Below are 24,675 nucleotides of genomic sequence, written 5' to 3' on the forward strand. Positions count from 1 at the left end.
TTAGGGGATATGTCATTCTATTTTGAGCTTTTGCGGATGCTTTCATAATGACGCTGACCTTATTTCTGATATCACTCTGACCGACAGGCGAGACATTATCAGGGTGAAAAATTATTTTTTCAACATGGTGTTGATAAATAAATTTTTGAGCTTTAACATTATTGCGAATTATTCGTATTGCTTTTTGTTGGGTGTAAAGGAGTTGCGTAAATGCCCCGAATTATTGAATGTCAGTTCAAACTGAAAATGCTGGCCAGCTCAGTAGCCGTGTTATTTGCTACCAGCGCTATCGCAAATGAGAGTTCATATCCGTTAGTCACTTCAGCCGGCAGTGAAAATGACGACAGCGTGGAATCTATTGTTATCTACGGACAGAAAATAGAGCGAACGATGAAAGATACCGCCAGCTCAGTGTCGGTAATCGGTGCGGATGCTCTACAAAAGAATGCAGATCAGTCGACTATTTCTGAGGTGATTAACGGTATTCCCAACGTTATCTACGCCGGGAGTACAGATGCTCCTATTATTCGGGGAACAGATACAAAGGGACCAGTGAGCGCGGGTAATGCTTATCTGGCTAAACCTGTGCCCGGTGCCACAATCAGTCTCGATGGCAGATATCTGACCCCGGCGGAGTTGAGTCTTGGTGCGGCGGGCGTGTGGGATGTCAGTTCTATTGAAGTTTACCGCGGGCCGCAAACAACCAGTCAGGGCGCAAACAGTATTGCAGGCGCTGTAGTCATACATACTCGCAATCCGAGTTCAACGCCTGAGTTTGCTTTTCAGGCTCTGGCGGGAAGCAGAGATAAACAGCGCTTTTCAGCTATGGCCTCGGGCGCTGTTGGCAGTGATATTTCTGCCAGAGTCAGTGTTGATTACAGCAGCCGGGACACCTTCGTGAAGTACGTAAACGCTGAATTCACAGCGAATGATTTTGACTTCGGTTTCAAAAATAAAAATATCCGCGCGAAAGTGCGCTGGGAGCCGCAGCAATTCAGTAACTTCACCGCCATGCTAACTTACTCCGCGACTGAAGCAGACCGGCCCAGTAGTGAAGTGGTGTCCGAGCCGTACGAGGATCTTGAAAACGGTTCCCTGTATCAGGATAACCAACAGGTAAAAAACGACGTTGGTATTCTCGATCTTGAGTATAAGTTTGATAATGGTGCGGTGTTATCAAATCAGTTGCAGTATTCAAAAGGGTATTTTGATTTTGTGTTCGCCCCTCCCTATGAGGGCACGGCAAATCGCGAAAATACCAATTTTTCTAATGAATTGCGGTTAAATTTCGGTGACAGTTTATCTGAATTCAGTGGCGTGGCAGGTCTCTTTTATTTTAATGATGAAACGAACAACCGCCTGGACAATGTCTTTGGCAACGCTGATGCAGACATTACTCAGGAAAGTCTGGCGCCATTTGCAGAGCTTGTCTGGCGCCCCGACACCCGCTGGATGATTTCTGGCGCAGTTCGCTATCAGGTAGATGGCATTACCCATGACGGCATCAATAGCTATGTGCCGGATGTGGAGCATCATTACGATGAAACATTCAATGCGCTGCTGCCCAAGTTAACCGTTTCTTACGATATCACTGACGATATCCTGTTAGGCGCATTAGTCAGCAGAGGGTATATACCTGGTGGTACTGGCGTGAATTTTCGGGGAGGCGAGTACTACAGCTTTGATGCTGAATATGCCTGGAACTATGAATTGTATACCCGCATGGCATTGCTTGAAGAGCGGCTGATTATTAACAGTAATCTATTTTATACACGCTTTACAGACTCACAACGTTCCGTCACGGACTATTTAGACGGCCGCGCCTTTGGTGCTGTCATTATCAATGCGGATGAAGCTAAGTCTTATGGCTTGGAATTGGATTTGAGCTTTAAAGCTACCGACAACATCAAATTCACCGGTGCACTGGGCCTGCTAAACAGTGAAATAAGTGAATTTAACGACTATCGTGGCGAGCAGTTTGTAGGTATGGAAATCAGTAAATCCCCGGGTTACATGTATAGCTTAGGGGGGGATTTTACGATTACAGATGCATTGAAAGTAAACGCTGGTATTCGTCATGTCGACAGCTATTTTTCTACTGACACCAATGAGGTTGAGCTGAGGGTAGACGCTTACACCACGGTCAACGTCAATGCGTCATATCAAGTTACTCAAAATATCGAAACCTTTGTGTATGCCCGCAATTTAATGGATGAGCACGCGCCTGTGGCCAAAGTTGCTGATCGTAGCACTGGCGGTATCAATGCGTACTTGCTGGAGCCAAGAGAGCTGGGGATCGGGATACGGATAAATTATTAGCGAGTCGGGTGTACTCCTGAGGGCGGGATATGCAGTCAGTTAAAATAGCCGTTAGAATAGCTTTTTTTGAACCGGAATTATTAAGCTATGACAGACGCTTCTGAACAGGCTGCCCCTCGACGTCCCCGTGGACGGCCCAGGAAAATATCTCGCGACGCTATTGCGCGTGCAGCCCTGGAAATTGGTATCGAGAATGCCACCATTCCTGCGATTGCCGCGCATTTAAAGGTTGATCACTCGTCTCTTTATCATCATGTGAAAGGGCGAAGCGATCTCATCAGTGTTGCTGCAGAGTTGGCCATTGAAGAGCTGGAATGGCGACCTCCTGCAGCCACCAACTGGCGCGATGAGCTGATTATTTTAACCGACGCATTGTGGGCGCTTTACGACAGTAATCCCGGTTTGGCCGATGCAATTCACCGGGCAGATATTACGCCTTCGACGGGTATTCACTCTTTCGCTGAATCTGTGAAAAAGTTGCAAGAAAAAGGCTTTTCACTGGATAACGCACTGGTGGCCGTCGACATGCTTGTGGATATGGTTGGCGAATGCTTTCTGGGGTGGTGGGCAACAACGAAACCGGAACCAGATGGACGTACCCGCAAGGCACGGATTATCGAAATCTGGCAAACAGAGGCGGAAAAAGTCCCGGAAAATGCCGGGCAGATTAACGGCATGATAGACATCATGTCCCGCGGTTCCCGTCGCTGGTGGGAACGAAAACGTGATCTGGTATTGGATGGCATTGCTGTATCCCATGCCAGAGCCACCGAAACAGATCAACAGAGTAAAACATAGCGCTAACTTCAGATAAAACCTGTCCGTAGCGCTTCCAATAAGGGCTGGTTTTCTTTGAAAGTAGTAGTGGCACTTTCGTGCCTTTTTATTTTGTGCGTGCTATCGCTGTTGCTTGGTGCGAAAACCACATCGCTATCAGAATTTTTAGCACTATCAAACAATTCCTGGCTTGTGCTATCCGCAAGTCGAATTCCACGGTTGTTTGCTCTGCTTTGTGCAGGCACAGGGCTGGCAATATGTGGTGTCATTCTGCAGCAAATCGTGCAGAACCGCTTTGTTGAACCTGCCACATGCGGTGCGCTGGACGCCGCTAAGTTGGGTATTCTGGTTACTATCACGGTCGCCCCGGAAGCCGGTCTCAGCGGCAGAATGGCAGGTGCACTTATCTTTGCATTACTCGCCTGTTGCATCTTTATTTTTATCATCCGCTGTTTACGGTTTAAAAACGCAGTTCTTGTGCCGGTTGTCGGATTGATGTTTGGCAGCGTGCTCAGTGCGGGAGCAGAGTTTTATGCCTTTCAGCACAATATTATGCAAAGTATGCAGGGATGGCTGCTGGGTGATTTTTCAAAAGTCGTTCAGGGTAATTACGAAATCATTTACCTCATCCTGCCGGTCGTTGTGCTTACCTATTGTTATGCACAGCGCTTTACAATTGTGGGCATGGGAGAAGGCATGGCAAGCAGTCTTGGCCTGCACTATTTCAACTTCATCGCTCTCGGACTGATGCTGGTGGCAATCACCATTGCCGTCACTGTTATCACCGTTGGCAGTATTCCCTTTGTCGGACTCATTGTCCCCAACCTGGTTGCTATGCGTTATGGCGATAACCTTCAGCGCACGTTGCCCGTTATTGCATTCTTCGGGGGGACGCTATTACTTCTCTGCGATCTACTTGGTCGTATTCTCGCATACCCGTTTGAAATTCCGATAGGAATTACGGCCAGTTGTCTTGGCGGTCTGACTTTTCTGTATGTAGCGTGGAAGACAAAATGAAGCTCCGTGTAGTCCAGTCCATTATCTGTATTGCTGTAGGTTCCCTGAGCCTGTTTTTCTTATTGTATGGCTCAAGCCTGGATTTCGAATACGTGATCCCAAACCGGGCTATACGTTTGAGCGCCATGTTTCTTGCCGGCGTCAGTATTGCTGTTGCATCCATCTTATTCCAGACAGTCAGTAATAACAGAATACTCACGCCGTCGGTGATGGGCTATGAGGGTATTTACGTCATATTTCAGACACTGCTTTTATTAGTCTTGGGCACGGCCAGCAGTGTCATGGTTGATATGCAAACCAACTTCCTTTTATCGATACTGGTTTTACTGTTGTATTCCTTTGCCCTTCAGCGGTGGCTCTTCAGCGGCGGGAAGCAAAATATTTATTTCTTGCTGTTAGTGGGGCTGGTACTGACAGTGATCCTGCGTAGTTTCAGTCAATTGTTGGAGTACTCGATCAATCCCGGCGAGTTCTCGGTACTGCAAAGTTTCAGTTTGACATCATTTAACCGTGCGCAACCCGACCAGTTGTGGATTGCCTTGTTACTGGTAACCGGTGTAAACGGTTGTATCTGGCGATACCGTAAAGTGCTCGATGTGCTCTTGTTAGGAAGGGAACAAGCCATTTCTCTGGGGATCAACTATCACAGCGTAGTAAGACTTCAGCTAGGCCTCATCGCCATCCTGGTTGCTGTCTCCACCAGTCTGGTAGGACCCACCGCATTTATGGGCGTTTTCGTTGCCAATATCGCTTATGCATGTGCCCGGCATGCCAATCATCAGGCTGTTTTGCTTACGGGGGCCGGCATTGCCATATCGGTAATGGTTTGTGCACAAATTCTGGTAGAGCACCTTTTCAATTATAAAACCAGCGCAGGCCTTCTGATAAACCTGTTTTGCGGACTGAACTTTTTTATCTTACTTGTCAGGCCAGGGAGAATCGCGTGTTAAAAGCAGTAAGCGTAACGAAATCATACGGTGACAAAGTGGTGCTGAACAATGTGACGGCAGAGTTTCCTGCGGGTCAGGTTACTTCTCTTATTGGTCCGAACGGAGCCGGTAAAAGCACACTACTGATGACATTGGGAAAGCTACTCAACGCTGATTCGGGAGGCGTGACGCTTAACGGACAATCTATTGAAAGTATACCGGCTAACAAATATGCCTGCCAGGTCGCCACTATGCGCCAGTTCCAGCAGCTTAATTTACGCCTGACAGTCAGGGACTTAGTGGCATTCGGGCGCTTTCCATACAGTAAGGGCAACTTAACGAATAAGGACTTTAGCGCCATTGATGAAGCTATCGAACTGTTAGCGCTAAAGCCTATCGCAAATACATTCATCGACGAACTCAGTGGGGGGCAGCGTCAAATGGCATTTCTGGCACTGGCCCTTGCCCAGCAAACGCATTACTTGCTTCTTGATGAGCCGCTGAACAACCTGGATATGAAGCATGCGGTAAACATCATGCAAACACTCCGCTACCTGACCGACGAAAAGCAAAAAACAGTGATTTTAGTCGTGCACGACATCAATTTTGCCGCCAGTTATTCAGATCGGATCATTGCGATGAAACAAGGCATGGTGCATAGCGCAGGAACGGTGAAAGAGGTGGTGACAGAGGCCAATCTGGAACAGCTCTTCGACCTTAAGTTAGAGCTGGTTGCTACCGGAAAAGGCATGCTCTGCAATTTTTTTAACGTTGAATTAAAGGACACTATCCATGACACGGAAAATTTATCCCAGACTAAAAAATAACATGATACTTCTGTTTAGCTTGCTGCTCCTCGTAGCCTGCGATGGTAAGCGCGTATCCAGCGAGTCTCAGGAAACTACAGCAATGAATGAAAGTGCTGCAGAATTCGAACCACTGACAGTTACCCATGATTTGGGCACAACCAAAATCACAAAGCGACCTGTTCGAATCGCAGCACTGGATATGAACGAAGTCGACGCGCTGGCCCGGCTGGACGTTGATATTGTTGGTATGCCCAAAGATTTTGTACCGCATTTTCTTGAAAACTACGGCAACGATGCGGACATTGCTGACTTAGGTGCCATAGTGCAACCGAACTTGGAACGCATTTATACGCTTAAACCTGATCTCGTGTTGATATCGCCAATGCAGGCAAATCATTACGATGCCTTATCAAAACTGGCGCCGACCATTCTATTAGACGTCGATTATCAGCAAAGTAAGCAAAACCACTTTGAGGCTGTAGGGAAGCATTTGCTATTTTTAGGGGAACTGTTTGATAAGAAATCGCGGGCACAACAAATAGTCGACGCACTGAATCACAAGTTGTCGCTGGCACAAGAGAAAATTGCTGCGCGGCCGGAAAAAGCCATGGTGGTTTTACATAATAATGGTGCGTTCCGCTTTCTCGGCGTAAATTCGCGCTACGGATTTGTATTCAATGTGCTGGGTGTGAAGCCAGCTAAAATTTCTGACAAGGAAGGGGTTCACGGCCAGCCCGTATCCAGTGAGTTCTTACTGAAAAATAATCCTGATATTCTCTATGTAGTAGATCGAACGGCCGTTATGGAAGGGCGCCCTACGCTCGATAAAAGTGCGATTGCGAATCCTTTAATCGAACAAACCAACGCGTGGAAAAACAATAATATTGTCTTTGTCGATCCTGATGCCTGGTACATAACTGCCGCAAGCGTAAGTTCACTTGAGATAATTATTGATGATGTACTCAGAGGGTACAATGACTAAGATTCAAAATACCGAGCACCTAGCAATAACGTTAGGGAGAAGGTCAACACTAAGTAGGGTGTGATTTGAACTGACCGGGCATAAAACAAGCCCGGTCCTATTGTGAAAATATAAATACGCCCGCTACAACCAAAATTCCACTTCAACGCCGATGATGCGGGGCGCGTCAAGCGGACTGTAAAACAATCCGTCGGTGCCAAAAGCCATATTTTCTATAGCAAGCCCGCTGGCAATTCGCTCGTCTGTCAGATTTTCGCCAAATATTCTGATGGCAGTCTGGCCATCGTCGTACCCCAACTGTAATCCCAGTGTCGTGACCGCCCGCTGAACGGCGTCACCTTTTGCCCGTAGCGCTGTTTTACCAGTAAAGTTGGTTTCAGCTCTGACGTAAAAGTTACTATCCCATTCGTACCGGACAGCCACTCCGGCATCATAATCAGGCACAAACTGAACCGCCTGACCCGCAGCATTCAGTGACTCACTAATCTGAAGATCGGTGTATTCAGCATCAACATATCCAATGTGACTATTAATGGACAGCGAGTCTGTTGGCCGCCAGACCAGTTCAAGTTCAGCGCCTTTGCTTTCAACTGATGCGGCAGAGCCGATATAATCCGAGCTGACAGGGCGGCCATTCGCATCTGTCGCTACCTGAATCTCCTGCCAGTTATCTGATTCGATGAAAAATAGTGCGCCGGAAGAGCGCCACTTCCGGTCTGCGGACATCCACTTGAAACCTACTTCTCTGCTGAACAGCGTTTCACTGTCATAAAACAATATGCTGTCATCAACCACATCGTCTTGTATGGCAGTAAGGTTGAAGCCGCCCGGAATATAGCCCTTTGAAACTGACGCATGAAAAGACAGGTTGCGATTAAATTGGTATAAAGCGCTGATGCGTGGAAGCCAGTTTTCAAAGGTGTTCGAAAGATCCGCATCCTGATAGTAGGTAATGGCCCCAAGACCTAAATCCAGCGCACCGGCGGTTTGTTCCGCTGATCGTTCTGCATGTTCATAACGCAACCCTGCACCAAATTTTAGTTTATCGGTTACATACCAGTTCAATGAGCCAAAGAGGCTCTTGTCTTCACCTTCTTTGTACTGCAGAGGCGCTGCCAGATAGCTGTTGAGATCGCCGCTGCCCATAAACGTTGACTTAGTGTTTTCTTCGCTTTCTGCGTAATAGGACACGCCAACAATATAATCGAACACGCTATTTTCAGGTGAGCTGTAGCGCAGTTCTATGTTCTTGTAGTCTTCACTTTTTTCTTCACGACCGGACACGTATGGCGTTGCAGTAAGATCAAAATCCAGCCCTTTAGAGTCTTCTTCCAGAGTACGGTAAGAAGCAGCCAGGTCAATGGTGCCAACTTCAGTGTCGTAAGTCACACTCATACCGGCAACAAATTCTTCCGAATTCGTATATTTGGGGGCATCTTCTAATGCCGTCCACTTATCAATCTGGCGTCCGCCGTTCATCGTGTCTGCATATAATTGATTGTACAGATTGATATTTAGTGGAACATATTGCTGCACGAACAGACCCGGGGCATCCTCATTAAGCCAGTAGGATGTTGCGTTAACGGTAAGTGCCTCTACAGGTTTCCATTGCAGCTTACCCTGAACGAAGTTCTCTTTAATTTCACCGCTTTCGCCCGTGGACGTTCCCACATTCTTTACGTAGGCATCCTCCATCGATGTACTGAACGCCACGGATCCACTGAGTGAATTTTGAGCTAGTGGCCCGCCGACGAATCCGGTTCCCACATATCCCTGGCCAGAGGCGTAACTTGAAGCCGACACACGGTAGTTCTGTTCCATGACTTCCGAAGGTGTTTTTGTGGTAACTAAGATGAGTCCTGACTCAGAATTTGCACCGTAAAGCGTTCCCTGCGGGCCGCGAAGTACCTCGATGGAGTCAACCTGACTAAGTACTGAGTTACTTAGCTCACGAAACGGAATGCCATCTATGTACACCGCGGCTCTGTTAACAACAAACGGATTGGACTCAACACCACGAATCGTAATGTAAATGCTGCCAGTCTGCCCTGACTCGTTAAATTGCACGTTGGGCACAAGTTCATCTATCCGGGTAAAATCACGTATTCTCGCTTCATCAATCATTTTTGAATCGATAACCGTTACCGAGACATCTGCTTTTAAGAGATCTGTCCCCCGCTTAGTCCCCTTAACGACAATTTTCTCAATGGTAGGTCCGACATCAGAACCCCCGGCGTCTTTTTGCTGTTTTTCTATACGTACAGGTTCATCTTTATTAGCAGATATTGCATACTCGGTGGATATCGCTGTGAAAGAAATAAAAGCCAGCCCGAGGCCAGAAGATACAGATAGCGTTTTTGTTAATCGTCTCTTTTCAAACATACTGAAGATATTCCCTTACTGATTGCAAAGTGTCGTAGTTTAAAAAGCCGCTAAATGAATACCGCTCCAAAATGTCCCACCACTCCATTTTGGTATTTTTATTGTTATTTCTACCAAGTGAATCATATGGATAATGGAATTTCCCTCGTCGACAGCCTAAAAAACAGCACTTTGCAGCCGATGATTAAGCGTTTCGCCCGGGATAGCGTTGTACTCGTGCGTTCACACTTCCCTGCAACAGCCGGAAAAATGGTGGCGGGAAAGCACCTTAAAATCGGAATCTGCTTCTCGAACGGAGGTATTGTCAAATATGGCAATCGTTCCTGGCGCTGGAAAAAAAAGAGCATTTTGATAACGGCTCCCCACGAAAGTGGTGAGTTTTCTTCTCCTGATGTCAATATGCTGGGCATTGCCATTGATACTGAGAAGTTTTGTAGTATTTGCCAGTCAGCGAGTTGCTATCAATCTACTGTGCTGGAAGATGAAATAATCAGTTCTGTGGCGATAGCAATGTGGGAATGTGCTGAACGGCAAGATACGTACTCAGCTTTCCTGAAAGAGGGCATTGCCGTTATTTTGCGACGCATCGCTGAGCTATCTAAAAACCACACGCAACACCAGTCCGCATCACAACTGAGTCACCGGCAATTGACTTGCCTTTCTGAGTATATTCAGAGGCAGATTGAGCAGGAAATTAGGATTGATGAACTGGCTGAACTTTTAGGTATGGGGGCTAAGCAGTTTTATCGAGCGATCGAAAGCACCACTGGAACAACACCGTACAAGTATATACTGATAAATAGAATGAAAGAAGCCAAGCAATACTTACAGCAGGGACACAGTGTAACACATGTTGCCGGTATGGTGGGGTACAGTAATCCGAGCAAGTTTACTGCGGCATTCGCACGCGTGGTCGGGTGTACTCCATCTCACTGGAAGCAAAATAACACTGTAGTGGCATAGTGAACTTGGCCATCCATAAACCAAATTTCAATACACAAAAAAACCGACTCAAAAGGTCGGTTTATTGTTTTTCCCGCAAAGGGAGATAATGGTACCAGTGGGCGGACTCGAACCGCCACGCCCGAAGGCAACGGATTTTGAATCCGTCATGTCTACCAATTCCATCACACTGGCATTCGACTTAGTCGATGTGTGGTGCATTATAGCGATACGCGGTTGGGTGACAAGCACTTTTTCCGGAATATCTACCTTATGCAACCTAGATGGATAAATAATGTGCGACTGAAGCCGCACATTATTTATCGCCATCGATTAATTGCCTTTAAAACTTATACGCCACCGACAATTTAATGTTACGTCCAGGTTCGTAATCGCTCAACTCCAGTGCGCCGAACACCGGGTGGGTGGTAGTGCCGGTTCTGGATGCGTGAGAAACGTATAACTTGTCGAGCAGGTTCTCAATGCCCAGCGTCACGTTAAGGTTATCCTGGAAGTATTCAGGGTGCCAAATGGCAGTCACGTTGTGTACCGCAAAACCCGCTTTAGCGCCTTCTGAGAAAGTCTTCTGGGTGTGCCAGCGCAAATCAACGTCGTAATCTGTCAGGTAGTAGTTAAGCGTAAGGCCCATGCTGTCACCCACTTCGCGATCGAGCGGTTGAGTTACGGCTGTGCTGTCTTTCACTTCTGAATCAGATTTTGCGTAGGTTACTAACGCATTAAACACATCCAATGAGTAGAAAACACTGGCTTCGAAACCGTCGATATCTACAGAGCCGATATTGCGGTCCCAGGTTAGGCAGCCACGTCCGGTACAGTCATCTTCAGGGTAATCCACCTCTTCAATATAGGAATCGATTTCGGTTTTAAATGCGGTGAAGCCAACACGAAATTCGTCGGCGCCCAGTACATCTGCGCTGTTGTAGCGGATGCCGATTTCACGGTTCGTGCCAGTTTCTGGTTCCAGATCTGGGTTACGCACTTTTCCTGCCTGGTCGTTCACGAAAATCTCACCAGGTTGAGGGCCTTTAAACAGATCGGTGGTACTTGCATGCACAACGATTTCGCGGGTAATGGCATATTCTGCGGCCAATGCGGTTTGCCAGTCGCTCCAGCTATCTACGCCCTCGGTAGCCATAGAAGATTTATCGTAATGATTGTAACGAACACCTGGCGTTACCACTAAGCCGTTGCCAAAATCGATGGCATCTTCTACAAAAATACCGGTATCGTCAGCTTGCTCGCGGCCCAGCGTTGTAACGCCATCTGTTACACTTTCACTTTGATTATCGGCTTTAATCCACTTCACGCCGTAGGTGAACTGATGGCGGATATCTGCAGTATTAACCAACGAGTTTGCAATCAATGTTAAGCCAGTGTTTTTAGAGGTTCCCTCGGTGGTGGCGCCATTGTAATTGCGCCATAATTCCTGTTCATTCTGATACAAATCGGCGCGTAAATTGAGCATGGCGCCCAGGTTCAACTCGTAATGACCGCTAAGCGTGTCGCGGTCGTAATGTGTGTCGAACAATGGCACTTCGCCACCGCCAATAGCGGCATTGGTGCGTACGCCCATATCTGGGCGGGCAGAATACCAGCCGCGATTACGATAGGCATCGTACTTAATGGCAACACGAGAAGTTTGGTCGATATTCCAGCCTAGCTTAGCCATGGCGTTTTCAATCTTACCGTCGCTACCTAGTACTTCCACGCCGTCGCCGTCGTCGAAATTATTTCGATTCATGCTGGTGCCATAAACCAGAATATCGAGGTCGTCGGTAAGTTGGCCAAAGCCGGTAAGCGACAGATACTGGCTGTCATTGGTGTTATACCCGGCAAGTACGCGACCACCAAACTGTTCATTGTCAGTGAGCAAATCGCTGGCAGACTTGGTGCGAAATTCCAGTGCACCACCCAAGCCAGAGTGAACTACAGAGTTTGAACCTACCTGAATGTCTACAGACTCAAGAATATCAGGGTTAATGTTCAGGTTACCCATGTGGTGGAACATGTAGTTAGTCTGTGAAGCACCATCAATCAGCACTTCTAGATCGGTATCATCTAAGCCGCGTACGTTGATACGTTGGTTCAGAGAGTGGGTTCCGCCCACGTCTACACCGGGAATATCGCGGAGCAGATCGCTCAAGTGATCTGCTTGTTTAGACTCGATAGCCTGCTCACCAATAAAAACGGAAGAACTTTTTACCGTGGTACCCCAAATCTCAACATGTTCGGGCTCGGCTGCTGTATTGGCTGATGCGTGTGCGGAAAGGGCAGAGAGTACTGCGAATGCTAGTGAGTGCTTTTTCACTGAAATGAGTCCTTTAACTTAAAATGAAAAATGTTTGTACTTTTTTGAGGGCGGCATTCTAGTGTTGTTTAAATTATTGCGCAAATGATAATCATTATTAATTGCAAAAGACCTTAAGTTTTCATTATGTTTATTGATCTCGATCATAAAAATGATGAGCGCATTTGGCTGCTAGATTTTGTACACTTATCGCGAATTCCGCGGCTATCGATAAAGGACTGAAGTGGGAAAAAAGAACAAATCGCAAAAGCCTAAGCCATCCGCTTCCGGCTCATCACCTACCACTGCGGCAACATCGGCAGAGCAGAAATTGGATAATTCGCCTAAGCGCGCAGGGTTCTTTAGGCGACTGGTTGCAATGGTTTACGACACGCTGGTAGCGATAGCGGTAGGTATGTGCGCGGCGATGGTCATGATAGTGACAATGGTTGTACTGCTGAAAAACGGTGTACTGGATTTGCAAGGCTATGCTGAGCCAGCCAATCTCATTCAGGCGTCACTGTTGTACAAAACACTCATTCAGGTCTGGGTGGGCGGATGGATAGTCGGCTTCTTTCTCTGGTTCTGGAAGCGGGGTGGCCAGACGCTCGGCATGCGCGCCTGGCGTTTACGTATTTATAGCACGGTAGATGAACCGATGACCTGGAGCCGGTTAATTGTCCGGTTGATAGCATCAGTCGGTGGTTTAGGAACCTTACTGGTACTGCTGGACTTTAAAAATAAGCAGTCTTTGCAGGATCGCGTAGCAAAAACTGAAGTGGTGCAACTGACCAAAGAAGCGAACGACCATAAGAGCTGGTAATTCAGCTCTTATGCGATATCAGTTGTTCATAGAACAGCAAAAGTAAACAGGCTGGTCAGCGCTGGAGTAACAACGCAGCCACACCGGCAAACAGGATGCTGGGCAGGATTGCACCCACAAATGGCGGCAGTGAATAAACCAGACTCAGCGGGCCGAACACTTCATTAGTGATGAAGAAACCAAAGCCGGTCAGCACGCCCATGATCACCCTGGCGCCCATGGTGACGCTACGCAGCGGACCAAAGATAAACGACAGTGCCATCAGTAGCATCACCGCAATAGACACGGGCTGCAGCAGCTTGCGCCAGAAAGCCAGCTCATAACGGCTGCTGTCCTGACCATTGCCTTTACGGTACTGCACATATTCGTGCAAACCCTGAATCGACAGCGCTTCGGGCTTTATCGCCACAATGCCGAGCTTGTCCGGCGTCAGCGTTGAGTTCCAGCGCTGTTTGTCATTGTTGGAAATTTCAATGCTACTGTCGCTGAAAGTTGTCACCGAAATCCCTTCAAGCCACCAGTTATTGCCATCGTAATGACTTTCTTCAGCGTAAGTCAGCGTTTTCAGCGAAAGGTCATCGTTGAAATCATAAATGGTGATATCCCGCAGCGACTCACGGGTGACAACCTGTCCGATACTGACAAAATGCCTGCCGTCTTTTGCCCAGGTCAGTTCATCAGAAGAGAACAGGCTACCGCCTGAAATCGCTTCTGTGCGGATCTCCTTGGCTTTGGATTCACTGTAAGGGGTGACCCACTCGCCCACAGCCATCACAAACAGGATCATCAAAACGGCTGATTTCATCGCTGAATTAATGATGTTCCAACGGCTCATACCGGCCGCCTGCATGACCACTAATTCACTGTTGCTGGCGAGCAAGCCCATCCCAATCAAGCCACCTAACAAAGTCGCCATGGGAAAGAATTGCTCTAGATCCCGGGGCAAACTGAGCAACACATACAAACTGGCCACGGCGATGTCATAATTACCTTCACCCAGCTTGCGTAACTGTTCAACGAACTTAATCAGCGCAGACAGCCCAACCAACACCGAAAGGGTGACCGTAATGGTGCCTAACAACGTACGGGCGATATACATATCGAGGATTTTAAACATCTATTTTCTCCCCAACAGTCGGGCGCGTATTGCCGCACCCGTGCGCCTATCTTTGATAATCAGCGTCATACCAATCACCAGCATAATGCCATGCACCCACCATAGGCCAAGCCACATGGGAATTTTACCGTCTTCGAGTACCCTGCGACTGGCGAGTAACAGCAAGAAGTAGCCAAGGTAGAGCAGTATAGCCGGGAACATTTTGCCGAATCGGCCCTGACGAGGGTCGACAGAACTCAATGGAACCGCGATTAGCACCAGAAACGGAATAGAGAGTGGAATAGCCAATCTCCATTGTAATTCGGCTCGGGCTTCCACAGAATCGTCATTCAGCAATTCCATGGTGGGCAACACGCTAACCTTGCGGCGAGGTTCACTTTCTGACTCATCAGCAATCTGAATTTGGTATTCATCAAACGCTACTTTCCGATAACGTTTTTCAGTTTGTGTGCCCTCATATTGCACACCTTCGCGAAGCACCAGATTACGGGTACCGTCAGGATTATTCTGGATTTGTCCGGTTTGCGCTTGCACAACACGTACCTGGTTACCTTCTGCATCCTGCTGGGTTTGCGACAGGAATACCTTTCTTAATGTATCGTTGGATGAGTCTATATCCTGTACAAAGATAACCGCTTTGCCGTTACCGGTTTGTTGGAATCGACCCGGCATAATGGCTGAGAAGCCCGCTTCACTTCTGGCTTTCTCGCGAAGTTGATACTCACTTTCAGCGGCTGAAGGCGCCAAATAAAGGGTAATAACGCCGCAAAGCACCATAATGAATACTGACAGCAAAAGCATCACCCGGGTGATATACCACTCGCTCACCCCGCAGGCGCGTAGTACCGTCATTTCTGAATCAACGTACAGTCGGCCATGGGCCAGCATAATGCCAAGATACGCACTGATAGGCAGCACTAAAGACGCAAGAATAGGGGCATAAAGCCCGAGGAAGCCGAGCACAAGGCCGGCGGGTATGTCGCCATCGGACGCATCCCCAAGAACACGAACGAAACGTAAAGTCACAAAAATGGCCATCAGAATAAAAAAGATAGCCATCTGAGATTTCAGCGTTTCCTTTATCAGATAACGGAATATCAGCATTCCGGCACCTCTGGAAAATTTGGAATTATAGTGAAAAAGCGCACGATGTTGAGTAAACTAACTGTTTTTACAAGTTTTGCCTGTGTATCAATAACCCGATTGCATGATGCGACGCTTAAACCGTCTACGTTACATGCGTTGTAAAGACCATTGTAGCAGTACGACTATAACGACAGAAAGCGTCTTCAACAGTGTAATCGCTATATGGCTGCGTATTAAAACATATTGCAGCGCAAAACGTTATGCGAAATTAACGTCATGCAAATCACAAGATAAAAAGAGCGAGGTGTTATCGTGGAATTTAGTGTAAAGAGTGGCAGTCCGGAGAAACAGCGCAGCGCATGTATTGTCGTCGGCGTCTTCGAACCTCGTCGCCTGACTGCGGTGGCGGAACAGCTGGATGAAATCAGTGAAGGTTACATCAGCAACCTGCTGCGCCGTGGTGATCTGGAAGGAAAAGCGGGCCAGATGTTGCTGCTGCATCATGTACCTAACGTATTGAGTGAGCGCGTACTACTGGTTGGCTGCGGTAAAGAGCGTGAACTGGACGAGCGCCAGTACAAGCAAATCATTGCCAAAACCATCAAAACCCTGAACGAAACGGGGTCAATGGAAGCGGTGTGTTTCCTTACCGAACTGCACGTGAAAGGTCGCGATACTTACTGGAAAGTCCGCCAGGCAGTAGAAGCCACTCAGGACTCCCTGTATACCTTCTTGCAACTGAAAACCAAAAAGGGCGAGCCTCGCCGTCCGTTGCGTAAAATCGTACTTAACGTACCTACCCGTCGTGAACTCACCGTGGGCGAGCGTGCTATCGAGCACGGTCTGGCCATTTCTAAAGGTGCCGCGCTGACCAAAGACGTGGCCAACATGCCGCCGAATATCTGTAATCCTGCTTACCTGTGGGAACAAGCACAGTCGCTGGCTGAAAGCTACGACAGCATTAGTGCCGAAGTGGTTAACGAAGCGGCAATGGCTGAGCTGGGTATGAATTCTTATCTGGCGGTAGGGCGCGGTTCCGACAACGAATCTATGATGAGTATCATCAGCCACAAAGGCGGTCCTGACGATCAAGCGCCAATAGTGCTGGTGGGCAAGGGGCTGACGTTCGACTCTGGCGGTATTTCCATTAAGCCAGGCGAAGCCATGGACGAAATGAAGTACGACATGGGCGGTGCTGCTGGCGTACTGGGTACCATGCAAACCGTGGCCGAACTGAATCTGCCAATCAATATTATTGGTGTACTGGCAGGCTGTGAAAACATGCCTGACGGCAAAGCGTACCGTCCGGGTGATATTCTTACCACCATGTCGGGTCAAACGGTGGAAGTGTTAAATACCGATGCCGAAGGCCGTTTGGTACTGTGTGATGCGTTAACCTACGTTGAACGTTTCGACCCTGAACTAGTAATCGACGTGGCAACATTAACCGGTGCCGTCATCGTCGCGCTGGGTAACCACGCTACCGGCCTGATGAGCACGCACAACCCGCTGGCACATGAATTGATGAATGCCGGTGAGCAAAGCTCCGACCGCGCATGGCGTTTGCCGGTATGGGACGAATATCAGGACCAACTGGAAAGTCCGTTTGCAGATTTCACCAACTTAGGTGGTCGCGCAGCGGGTTCTATTACCGCAGCGTGTTTCTTGTCGCGTTTCACCAAGAAATACAACTGGGCGCACATGGACATCGCCGGTACTGCGTGGCGTAGCGGTAAGAACAAAGGCGCAACCGGTCGTCCGGTACCTATGCTGTCTCAGTTCCTGATGAACCGCTCCGGCATTAAGCAAGAGGACTGAGCGCAATGCCTCAGGTAACCTTCTGGCAACTCAGCGATGGCAAGGACGCGGGTGAATCCCGCGCTTGCGATCTGATTGCCAGCGCCTATGCACAACGCCAGAAATGCGTGGTGTATTGTGCCAATAAATCGTCTGCCGAAGCTGTTGATGAGCTGCTTTGGCAACTTCCTGCAGACCGCTTCGTACCGCACAATTTGTGTGGGGAAGGGCCGGGCGCCGGTACGCCGGTGGAAATCTGCTGGCAGGAAAATCAACTTTCCCGTCGCAACCTCATCGTCAACTTAAGCGGAGAGATGTTAACATCGCCCCGTTCTTATCAAACCATTTATGACTTCGTGCCGGTGGCGGATGACGCCAAACAGGCGGCGCGGGTTCGCTATAAACAGTATCAGCAGGCTGGCTGCCAATTACAGTTTAAATCTGCTGACAGTTGAGAGTAAGTAATGGAAAAAACCTTCGAACCGCAATCCATTGAGCAGCAATGCTACGAAAAATGGGAAGCAGCAGGCTATTTCAAGCCAACAGGACACGGTGACCCTTATTGTATTTTACTGCCACCACCAAACGTAACCGGCAGTCTGCATATGGGCCACGGCTTCCAGCAAACTATCATGGATGCGTTAACCCGTTATCATCGCATGAAAGGTGACAACACCTTATGGCAGGTGGGCACCGACCACGCCGGTATCGCCACGCAAATGGTGGTAGAGCGTCGTTTGAATGCAGAAGGCAAAACACGCCACGATTTAGGCCGTGAAGCCTTTATCGACAAGATCTGGGAATGGAAAGAAGAGTCTGGCGGCACGATTACCCGTCAGATGCGCCGCCTGGGCACGTCTACCGATTGGGACCGCGAAGTATTCACCATGGACGATAACTTGTCCAAAGCGGTAACAGAGGTATTCGTTCGCTTGCATGACGAAGGCCTGATTTATCGTGGTAAGCGCTTAGTTAACTGGGACCCCGTTCTGCACACCGCGGTTTCCGACCTTGAAGTACTGAACGAAGAAGAAGCCGGCCACATGTGGCATATGCGCTATCCGCTGGCGGATGGGTCTGGTGAGTTGGTCGTAGCGACTACCCGTCCTGAAACCATGCTGGGCGATACTGCCGTTGCCGTCCATCCTGACGACGAGCGTTATCAAGCCTTCATCGGCAAAGATATTCGTTTGCCAATCACTGGCCGTCTTATCCCTATCATCGCTGATGATTATGTCGATCCTGAATTTGGTACCGGCTGTGTGAAAATCACCCCGGCGCACGATTTTAACGACTACGACATGGGTAAGCGTCACAGCCTGCCAATGATCAACCTGTTCACCGACGATGCGAAAATTAACAACGAAGCACCAGAAGCCTATCGTGGTCTGGACCGTTTCGATGCCCGTAAGCAAATCGTTGCTGATTTGGACGCTGAAGGTCTGCTGGTAAAGGTAGTCGATCATAAACTGAAAGTACCGCGTGGCGATCGCACCGGTGCGGTTATCGAACCGTACCTGACCGATCAATGGTATGTGGCAGTAGAATCGCTGGCTAAACCTGCGGTTGAAGCGGTAGAAAGTGGCGAAATCCGCTTTATTCCTGAGAACTGGAACAAAACCTACTATCAATGGATGAACAACATCCAGGACTGGTGTATCTCTCGTCAGTTGTGGTGGGGACACCGTATTCCTGCATGGTACGACAACGAAGGTAACGTATTCGTGGGTCGTGACGAAGCGGAAGTTCGCAGTCGTTACAAGCTCGAAGACGCCGTTGAGCTGAAGCAAGACAACGACGTGCTGGATACCTGGTTCTCATCTGCACTATGGCCGTTCGCGACCATGGGCTGGCCGGAAGAAACGCCAGAGCTGGATACGTTTGTACCGTCGTCCGTGCTGGTAACGGGTTTCGACATTATTTTCTTCTGGGTAGCCAGAATGATCATGATGACGAAGAAATTCACCGGCAAAATACCGTTCAAAGATATCTACATCACTGGCCTTATCCGTGATGAAAACGGCGATAAGATGTCGAAGTCGAAGGGGAACGTACTGGACCCAATCGATCTGATTGACGGTATCGATCTGGAATCTTTGGTTAGCAAGCGCACATCAGGCATGATGCAGCCGCAACTGGCTAAGAAGATTGAGAAAAATACCCGCAAGCAGTTTGCTGATGGTATTAATGCTTATGGTACCGATGCCCTGCGATTTACTTTCGCAGCGATGGCATCAACCAGTCGCGATATCAACTTCGATATGAGCCGTGTGGAAGGTTACCGTAACTTCTGTAACAAGATTTGGAACGCATCACGCTTTGTGCTGATGAATACCGAAACCGATGATACAGGTCGTGATGGCGGTGAACTGGTGCTGAGTCTGGCGGATCAGTGGATTTGGGCACAGTTCCAGAAAACCCTGAAAGAGTTTGAATCGGCGCTGGCTGATTACCGTTTCGATATTGCCGCGCAAACCGTGTATGAGTTCACCTGGAACCAGTTCTGTGACTGGTATCTAGAGCTGACCAAGCCGGTACTGAACAGCGATGCGTCTACTGATGCTGAAAAGCGCGGAACACGTCATACGCTAATCAACGTGCTTGAACAGTTACTGCGTCTGCTGCACCCATTAATGCCGTTCATCACCGATACCATCTGGCAGCGTGTTGCACCGCTGAGTGATGCCGGTGTGAAAGAAGGTGAAACCAGCATCATGATCCAGTCTTTCCCTGAAGTGAAAGCGGAGCGTGAGAACGACAAGGTACTGGCCGACATCGAGTGGCTGAAGCGCTTTATCATTGGTATTCGTAATATCCGTGGTGAAATGGACATTTCTCCGAACAAGCCGCTGAACGCTATTCTGCGTAATGTGAGTGAACAAGATCAGGAACGCCTGGACTTAGCTGCTCCATTTATCGATAAACTGGCGAAACTGGAGTCCATCACCACGCTGAAAGCCAGTGAACAGGCGCCAGCGAGTGCTACCGCGTTAGTGGGTGAGATGGAAATTCTTATCCCTATGGCAGGCTTGATTGATAAAGACGCCGAACTTGCCCGTATTGCCAAGGCAATGGGTAAGGCCGAGCAAGATGTGGCCCGCGCCAACGGTAAACTTTCTAATGAGAAATTCGTTAACAGTGCCCCTGAAGCGGTTATTGCCAAAGAGCGTAGCAAGCTGGAAGAGGCTGAAACAGCATTGGCAAAACTGAAAGAGCAACACGCAACCATTAGCGCGCTGTAATCTCAGTCTGGCGACAAAAGAAAAAGGAGCGTATCACAACGCTCCTTTTTTTATGCCTTTACATTAGGCTAGGCATCTATGCCTTTACACTAGCTAGGCATAGGCTGCTTACATTACCGGCGGTTTGAACGCAGCATTCGCTCAGTGGATTCGGTGTGCAGGTAACGTTTTAGCATTTCCGATAATTTACCTCGCTTAAGCGGTTTGGTTAAATAGTCGGTCATGCCGTTTTCCAGCGCCTGAGAATGGTCTTCTTTCATCGCATTCGCCGACAAGCCGATAATAGGCAGTTCATTCAGCCCTTTCTCCCGTATTCTTCGGGTTGCTTCATAACCGTCCATAACCGGCATCTGCACGTCCATCAATACAAGATCATATACCGGCGCATTGCTGATTTTGGTTACGGCTTGCAAGCCATCTTCCGCAATGTCAAAGGTGAGGCCTAACGACGACAGCATTTCACCGGTAACAACCTGGTTAATGTTATTGTCTTCAACCAGCAAGATGTGTCCTTCCAGCATGGTCGATTCTTCCGAAACGTCCTTGCTGTACACTTTGCTTTCTACACCTGCCAATGTACAAATAAAAACAATGAATTGTCCTGGCGTAAAGGGGTGCAGAAGAATGGGGCCTTGCCACTGACTTTGTATTTTCTCCTGCAACTGCCCGGTTTGTGTTTCCATGATGATCCCCACAGGGATCCCTTGGCGTTCATAGAGCGTAAGCTGCGGCAGTAACGATTTAAACTCTGCGTAGCTGTCAATTTCAACCAATAACGAGGCGGGAACACCCACGTCACTTTTGAGTGCACGTAGCGGCTGTTTGGCTGTTCTCAGTTTTAACAGCTCGAAATAGCTCTTGGGTAATAGGGGGCGATCGGAATAATAGCTGCTACCTAACGGCAATTCCGGCACATCGGCCAGAATACCTCGTTGTTGATTCTGGATAGACATGGGAATGGTAATAACGAATGTCGACCCTTTGTTAGGCTCTGATGATACTTTCAGCTTGCCGGCCATCAATTCCGTTAGCTGTTTAACGATGGTGAGTCCTAACCCGGAACCGCCGAATTTGCGGTTTGTCGAATCATCGGCCTGGGTAAACGGTTGAAAAATTCTGTCTACCTGGGCTTGCGACATGCCTATGCCCGTGTCTGCGACTTCGATGCGCAGGACCACTTTATCACCCAACTGATTCACCATGCCTTTAATGAACACGTTAACCGAACCCTGTTGGGTGAATTTCACAGCATTGGTGCAGATATTCATTAAGATCTGAGACAGTCTCAGTGGGTCACCTACGATTCTGGTGGGTAAGGAAGGATCTACTTCCAGACGTACGCTGAGATTTTTCTCCTGGGCGCGAAGACTCACCACCGCCAGCAGATTATCGAGAACTGAATGCAGAGAGAAACTGACATTTTCCAGCTCCAGTTTTCCTGCTTCAATTTTCGAGAAATCGAGAATGTCGTTGATCACGCTTACCAGGATTTGACTCGAATAGGAGGCTTTATCAAGATAGTCCTTGAGCATGGCTGACATAGGTTGCTGGTGTGCCAGTTCCAGCAATCCGATTATACCATTTAGTGGAGTACGTATTTCATGGCTCATGTTCGCCAGGAAGATACTCTTCGAGGCCGTTGCCCGTTCTGCTTTACGCTTCGATTCGGCAAGCTCTTTATTCAACGCTTCCTGTTGAACGTTGAGTTCCTGCGCGTTTTTAAGGAGTGAACGGGTCTGCGCGTTCTTATCCTTGAAAACGGAGGCTGCTCGGGTCAATTTGCCAATTTCGTCCCGTCGCTCCAGGTTCGGTAAGGCTTCAATTTCTTTACCGTTAGCCAACTCGTTAAATACACCTGTGATATTTCGGATGGGGGTCAGTACCCGCTTCACGGTAAATATCGCAAATCCAAATGCTAAAACGATGGCAATCACCAGGTAGATTTCGCCGTTCAACCTGGCGCTTATTGCGGCATTCTGCGCATTCCGATTAATAATATTGGTTTGCGCACTTACGTGACTGGCCAGCTCCCGACTCAGATAGAGAAATTCGTTGGCTGAACCCGCCATGACCACATTTACCAGAAACAAATTATTCTGCGTGATCTGAGTCAGTTGCAGGAAGCGTTCTTCAAGCCCTTCAATTTGCGCTTTGATCGCAACGGCGCTTTCGGTGCTTTCGTTTTCCAGTGACGCGTACACAGACGCCAGCGAATCCCGAAAATCCTGAATGGTGTCCATGCTGGGCTCAAGCAGATAACGTAAAATGGTATTTTCCAACGCAATGATTTGTATACGCAGTTGGTTAATTTTACCTGTCGACAGGTGTTGTTTTTCTGCCGCCGTTTGAAGCAGAGCATCGATTTCATTGCCGATGATAAGTGAGCCAGACTCAATTAATTGATCCCGTTGGTGCCTGTCATCAACCACGGTGTGAAAATTTTCCTTGTAGGCGACAAGGTGCTCGCGCATGCGCTGTAAAGTGTCGTCACCGTTGTCATCAAACGTGGCTGCGATGGATGAGCTTTCCAGAACATTCAACTTTTCCGTGATTGAAATCATTAACCGCTCGAATCGCGTTACCGCAGAGGCGCTGGTCATCTCTTTAAAGATAAGTACATTGCGCTGTAAATCGACGACATCTCTTTCAAGTTCGCCAACTATGCCTACATCAATAACCGCCTGGCGCGTATTCGTCATGCCTTCGGTTAACGTTTGCTCGTTGGCACGACTTAAAAAGCCCTGCACTAGAACAAGCGCACTCATGAGGAGCAGGACGGCAATTAATTGAATGCGAATTGAATGAAACATAAAGTGTTATTAACCGCTAAGAAGTAATGAATTCATACCATTTTTGCAGACTGTATTCGTAAGTCGGCATAACGGTATTCCATACAGCAACATGACTAAACCTGTCTTCGTAACTTCCGCCCGAACGTTGCTGCCCCGGTTGAACTGACACTTTGCCATCTGGCCCGCTTAAGGCTTCGGAAGCTGGCTTTCCTTCATACCAATAATCCCATTCAGCTTGAGAGAGTAGTGGTTTAGAGCGCTGCGGGTTAGAAATATAATATCCCTGACGGGCAATAAATGCGCCTGGCCAACCGGAAAGCCACCAGTTCATATATTCGTAGGCCACGTCTTTAACACGGCCATGGGTGGCCGACGACAAACACATTACACCGTGCCAACCACGATAGCCTTCTCGGGGCGCCGCAAATTTAACCAGTATATTCTGACCGTTAAGATCAGACACTGCCGGTGAAAACATGCTTTCAATCAGCACCCGCTTTGAACGCATAAAGTGCACGGACTCTGGTACCGATGTCCAGAAACCACTGAAGTGCTGTAGCTGTTTTAACTCAATGAGCAAGCCGAAGAGCTTATCAAGTTCAGCATGCGTGATGGCGCCGATATTCTCAAAGCGCATAAAGCCCTTAGCCTGCGCTGCCAATGCCAGGTCAAACAGCCCAATTGTCGGATCGTTAACAATGCCCACCTTGCCACTGTATCTGGAATCGAGCAACCACCCCCAGCTTTCGTTATTAACATCGAGATCTGCCGGAACCTCCTTGCTAAGGTAGCCGAAGGAATCCACATTGTGCACGTAGGGTAAAAAGCTGATGTTATTGGTATGTTTGTCAGAAAGCGTTCCGTCTTTCTGCACGTTGATAATTTTGTGTGGCGCATCGCCGGCGCCAATCTCGGCATCTGCAGTGACCTTGCCGGTTTTCGTCAGATTATTGATTTCATCCCAGTAAGTCAGTTTGCGTTTATCGATTGCCTGAATAGCGTTGGCCCGCCACAGCACATTAATACTGTTCGACCACTGTTCATAAAGGTCGAAACCAGAAGGATTCATCGATGCTTTCTGAAGCACAATAGCACTGCCGCCGGGCTCAAACTTAATGCGAATGCCTAAATCTTGTTCCGCTTGTTGTCGGAGGGCTTCTTGTAGGGTGACATGCGTGCCCAGAACGCGTAAAACAGGCTTTTCCCGGCCAATGGCGAAAGGTGTAGAACCCGCGGTAAGCCAGGTGGCTAATGCCCCTTTGAGTATTCTTCTGCGATTCAGTGTTTTCTGTGCATTTTCCATAGCGACAACATTTGTTCCAGTAGTACTTAATTGTGACACCTAAACCCGTA

At 48.4% G+C, this 24,675-nt stretch carries 17 protein-coding genes and 1 tRNA gene; 11 read left to right on the top strand and 7 right to left on the bottom strand.

Going from position 1 to position 24,675, the window contains the following annotated elements; genetic code table 11:
• Positions 1–210 precede the first annotated feature (210 nt).
• The 6 genes from ACXAGX_RS05025 (at position 211) to ACXAGX_RS05050 (ending at position 6,833) form a co-directional block, all read left to right on the top strand.
• Positions 211–2,319: a TonB-dependent receptor gene (locus ACXAGX_RS05025; RefSeq protein WP_474836986.1), complete on the top strand. Its 2,109-nt coding sequence runs from the start codon at positions 211–213 to the stop codon at positions 2,317–2,319.
• A gap of 87 nt (positions 2,320–2,406) precedes the next feature.
• On the top strand, positions 2,407–3,117 hold the full coding sequence (locus tag ACXAGX_RS05030) for a TetR/AcrR family transcriptional regulator (protein WP_474836988.1): 711 nt from the start codon (positions 2,407–2,409) through the stop codon (positions 3,115–3,117).
• A 54-nt stretch (positions 3,118–3,171) separates the two neighbouring features.
• Entirely contained in the window at positions 3,172–4,113 is a 942-nt protein-coding gene (locus tag ACXAGX_RS05035) for an ABC transporter permease (RefSeq protein WP_474836990.1), read from the top strand.
• Positions 4,110–5,063, top strand: coding sequence for an iron chelate uptake ABC transporter family permease subunit (locus tag ACXAGX_RS05040; RefSeq protein ID WP_474836992.1), 954 nt, complete (start codon positions 4,110–4,112; stop codon positions 5,061–5,063). The genes ACXAGX_RS05035 and ACXAGX_RS05040 overlap by 4 nt, the downstream gene beginning before the upstream one ends.
• Positions 5,057–5,869 carry an iron ABC transporter ATP-binding protein gene (locus ACXAGX_RS05045; protein WP_474836994.1) on the top strand — a complete coding sequence of 271 codons (813 nt, stop codon included), beginning with the start codon at positions 5,057–5,059 and terminating at the stop codon, positions 5,867–5,869. The genes ACXAGX_RS05040 and ACXAGX_RS05045 overlap by 7 nt, the downstream gene beginning before the upstream one ends.
• Positions 5,835–6,833 (top strand): siderophore ABC transporter substrate-binding protein, encoded by a 999-nt coding sequence (locus ACXAGX_RS05050; RefSeq protein WP_474836996.1) that lies wholly within the window; start codon positions 5,835–5,837, stop codon positions 6,831–6,833. Before ACXAGX_RS05045 ends, ACXAGX_RS05050 begins: the two co-directional genes overlap by 35 nt.
• Positions 6,834–6,956: 123 nt before the next feature.
• Here the strand turns inward: ACXAGX_RS05050 and ACXAGX_RS05055 are convergent, their stop codons facing one another.
• Complete coding sequence (locus ACXAGX_RS05055) at positions 6,957–9,215, bottom strand: TonB-dependent receptor (RefSeq protein WP_474836998.1); 2,259 nt, start codon at positions 9,213–9,215, stop codon at positions 6,957–6,959.
• A gap of 126 nt (positions 9,216–9,341) precedes the next feature.
• On the opposite strand from ACXAGX_RS05055, the gene ACXAGX_RS05060 reads away from it, so the two are divergent.
• Entirely contained in the window at positions 9,342–10,178 is an 837-nt protein-coding gene (locus tag ACXAGX_RS05060; protein WP_474837000.1) for a helix-turn-helix domain-containing protein, read from the top strand.
• A gap of 89 nt (positions 10,179–10,267) precedes the next feature.
• Here the strand turns inward: ACXAGX_RS05060 and ACXAGX_RS05065 are convergent.
• Together ACXAGX_RS05065 and ACXAGX_RS05070 are read right to left on the bottom strand one after the other, a co-directional pair.
• Positions 10,268–10,352: transfer RNA gene (locus tag ACXAGX_RS05065), tRNA-Leu, on the bottom strand.
• A 148-nt stretch (positions 10,353–10,500) separates the two neighbouring features.
• Positions 10,501–12,486 (bottom strand): TonB-dependent receptor domain-containing protein, encoded by a 1,986-nt coding sequence (locus tag ACXAGX_RS05070; RefSeq protein WP_474837002.1) that lies wholly within the window; start codon positions 12,484–12,486, stop codon positions 10,501–10,503.
• A gap of 358 nt (positions 12,487–12,844) precedes the next feature.
• Between ACXAGX_RS05070 and ACXAGX_RS05075 the strand changes: the two genes are divergently transcribed.
• A complete protein-coding gene (locus ACXAGX_RS05075; RefSeq protein WP_474837552.1) occupies positions 12,845–13,288 on the top strand; it encodes an RDD family protein in 444 nt (147 codons plus the stop codon).
• Positions 13,289–13,343: 55 nt separating this feature from the next.
• On the opposite strand, the gene lptG is transcribed toward ACXAGX_RS05075, so the two are convergent.
• The gene (gene lptG / locus ACXAGX_RS05080) at positions 13,344–14,405 is read right to left on the bottom strand and encodes an LPS export ABC transporter permease LptG (RefSeq protein ID WP_474837004.1); all 1,062 of its coding nucleotides are present in this window, start codon (positions 14,403–14,405) and stop codon (positions 13,344–13,346) included.
• Entirely contained in the window at positions 14,406–15,509 is a 1,104-nt protein-coding gene (gene lptF / locus ACXAGX_RS05085) for an LPS export ABC transporter permease LptF (RefSeq protein ID WP_070124735.1), read from the bottom strand.
• Between the two features lie 294 nt (positions 15,510–15,803).
• Between lptF and pepA the strand changes: the two genes are divergently transcribed.
• The 3 genes from pepA to ACXAGX_RS05100 are packed head-to-tail and all read left to right on the top strand — an operon-like array spanning position 15,804 to position 20,530.
• Entirely contained in the window at positions 15,804–17,309 is a 1,506-nt protein-coding gene (pepA, locus tag ACXAGX_RS05090; RefSeq protein ID WP_070124737.1) for a leucyl aminopeptidase, read from the top strand.
• 5 nt (positions 17,310–17,314) lie between these two features.
• A complete protein-coding gene (locus ACXAGX_RS05095; protein WP_070124738.1) occupies positions 17,315–17,743 on the top strand; it encodes a DNA polymerase III subunit chi in 429 nt (142 codons plus the stop codon).
• A 9-nt stretch (positions 17,744–17,752) separates the two neighbouring features.
• Positions 17,753–20,530, top strand: coding sequence for a valine--tRNA ligase (locus ACXAGX_RS05100; RefSeq protein ID WP_474837006.1), 2,778 nt, complete (start codon positions 17,753–17,755; stop codon positions 20,528–20,530).
• 113 nt (positions 20,531–20,643) lie between these two features.
• On the opposite strand, the gene ACXAGX_RS05105 is transcribed toward ACXAGX_RS05100, so the two are convergent.
• Together ACXAGX_RS05105 and ACXAGX_RS05110 are read right to left on the bottom strand one after the other, a co-directional pair.
• Complete coding sequence (locus ACXAGX_RS05105; RefSeq protein ID WP_474837008.1) at positions 20,644–23,340, bottom strand: ATP-binding protein; 2,697 nt, start codon at positions 23,338–23,340, stop codon at positions 20,644–20,646.
• A 16-nt stretch (positions 23,341–23,356) separates the two neighbouring features.
• The gene (locus tag ACXAGX_RS05110) at positions 23,357–24,625 is read right to left on the bottom strand and encodes an ABC transporter substrate-binding protein (RefSeq protein ID WP_474837010.1); all 1,269 of its coding nucleotides are present in this window, start codon (positions 24,623–24,625) and stop codon (positions 23,357–23,359) included.
• Positions 24,626–24,675 lie beyond the last annotated feature (50 nt).

This window comes from Alteromonas sp. ABV4_515, assembly GCF_056160345.1.

Bases quoted from the DNA above. Each gene is read 5' to 3' on its own strand.
- ACXAGX_RS05025 (WP_474836986.1), top strand. From the start codon at position 211: ATGCCCCGAATTATTGAATGTCAGTTCAAACTGAAAATGCTGGCCAGC.
- ACXAGX_RS05100 (WP_474837006.1), top strand. From the start codon at position 17,753: ATGGAAAAAACCTTCGAACCGCAATCCATTGAGCAGCAATGCTACGAA.
- ACXAGX_RS05110 (WP_474837010.1), bottom strand. From the start codon at position 24,625: ATGGAAAATGCACAGAAAACACTGAATCGCAGAAGAATACTCAAAGGG.
- ACXAGX_RS05105 (WP_474837008.1), bottom strand. From the start codon at position 23,340: ATGTTTCATTCAATTCGCATTCAATTAATTGCCGTCCTGCTCCTCATG.
- ACXAGX_RS05040 (WP_474836992.1), top strand. From the start codon at position 4,110: ATGAAGCTCCGTGTAGTCCAGTCCATTATCTGTATTGCTGTAGGTTCC.
- ACXAGX_RS05050 (WP_474836996.1), top strand. From the start codon at position 5,835: ATGACACGGAAAATTTATCCCAGACTAAAAAATAACATGATACTTCTG.
- ACXAGX_RS05060 (WP_474837000.1), top strand. From the start codon at position 9,342: ATGGATAATGGAATTTCCCTCGTCGACAGCCTAAAAAACAGCACTTTG.
- ACXAGX_RS05095 (WP_070124738.1), top strand. From the start codon at position 17,315: ATGCCTCAGGTAACCTTCTGGCAACTCAGCGATGGCAAGGACGCGGGT.
- ACXAGX_RS05075 (WP_474837552.1), top strand. From the start codon at position 12,845: ATGGTTTACGACACGCTGGTAGCGATAGCGGTAGGTATGTGCGCGGCG.
- ACXAGX_RS05030 (WP_474836988.1), top strand. From the start codon at position 2,407: ATGACAGACGCTTCTGAACAGGCTGCCCCTCGACGTCCCCGTGGACGG.
- ACXAGX_RS05055 (WP_474836998.1), bottom strand. From the start codon at position 9,215: ATGTTTGAAAAGAGACGATTAACAAAAACGCTATCTGTATCTTCTGGC.
- lptF (WP_070124735.1), bottom strand. From the start codon at position 15,509: ATGCTGATATTCCGTTATCTGATAAAGGAAACGCTGAAATCTCAGATG.
- lptG (WP_474837004.1), bottom strand. From the start codon at position 14,405: ATGTTTAAAATCCTCGATATGTATATCGCCCGTACGTTGTTAGGCACC.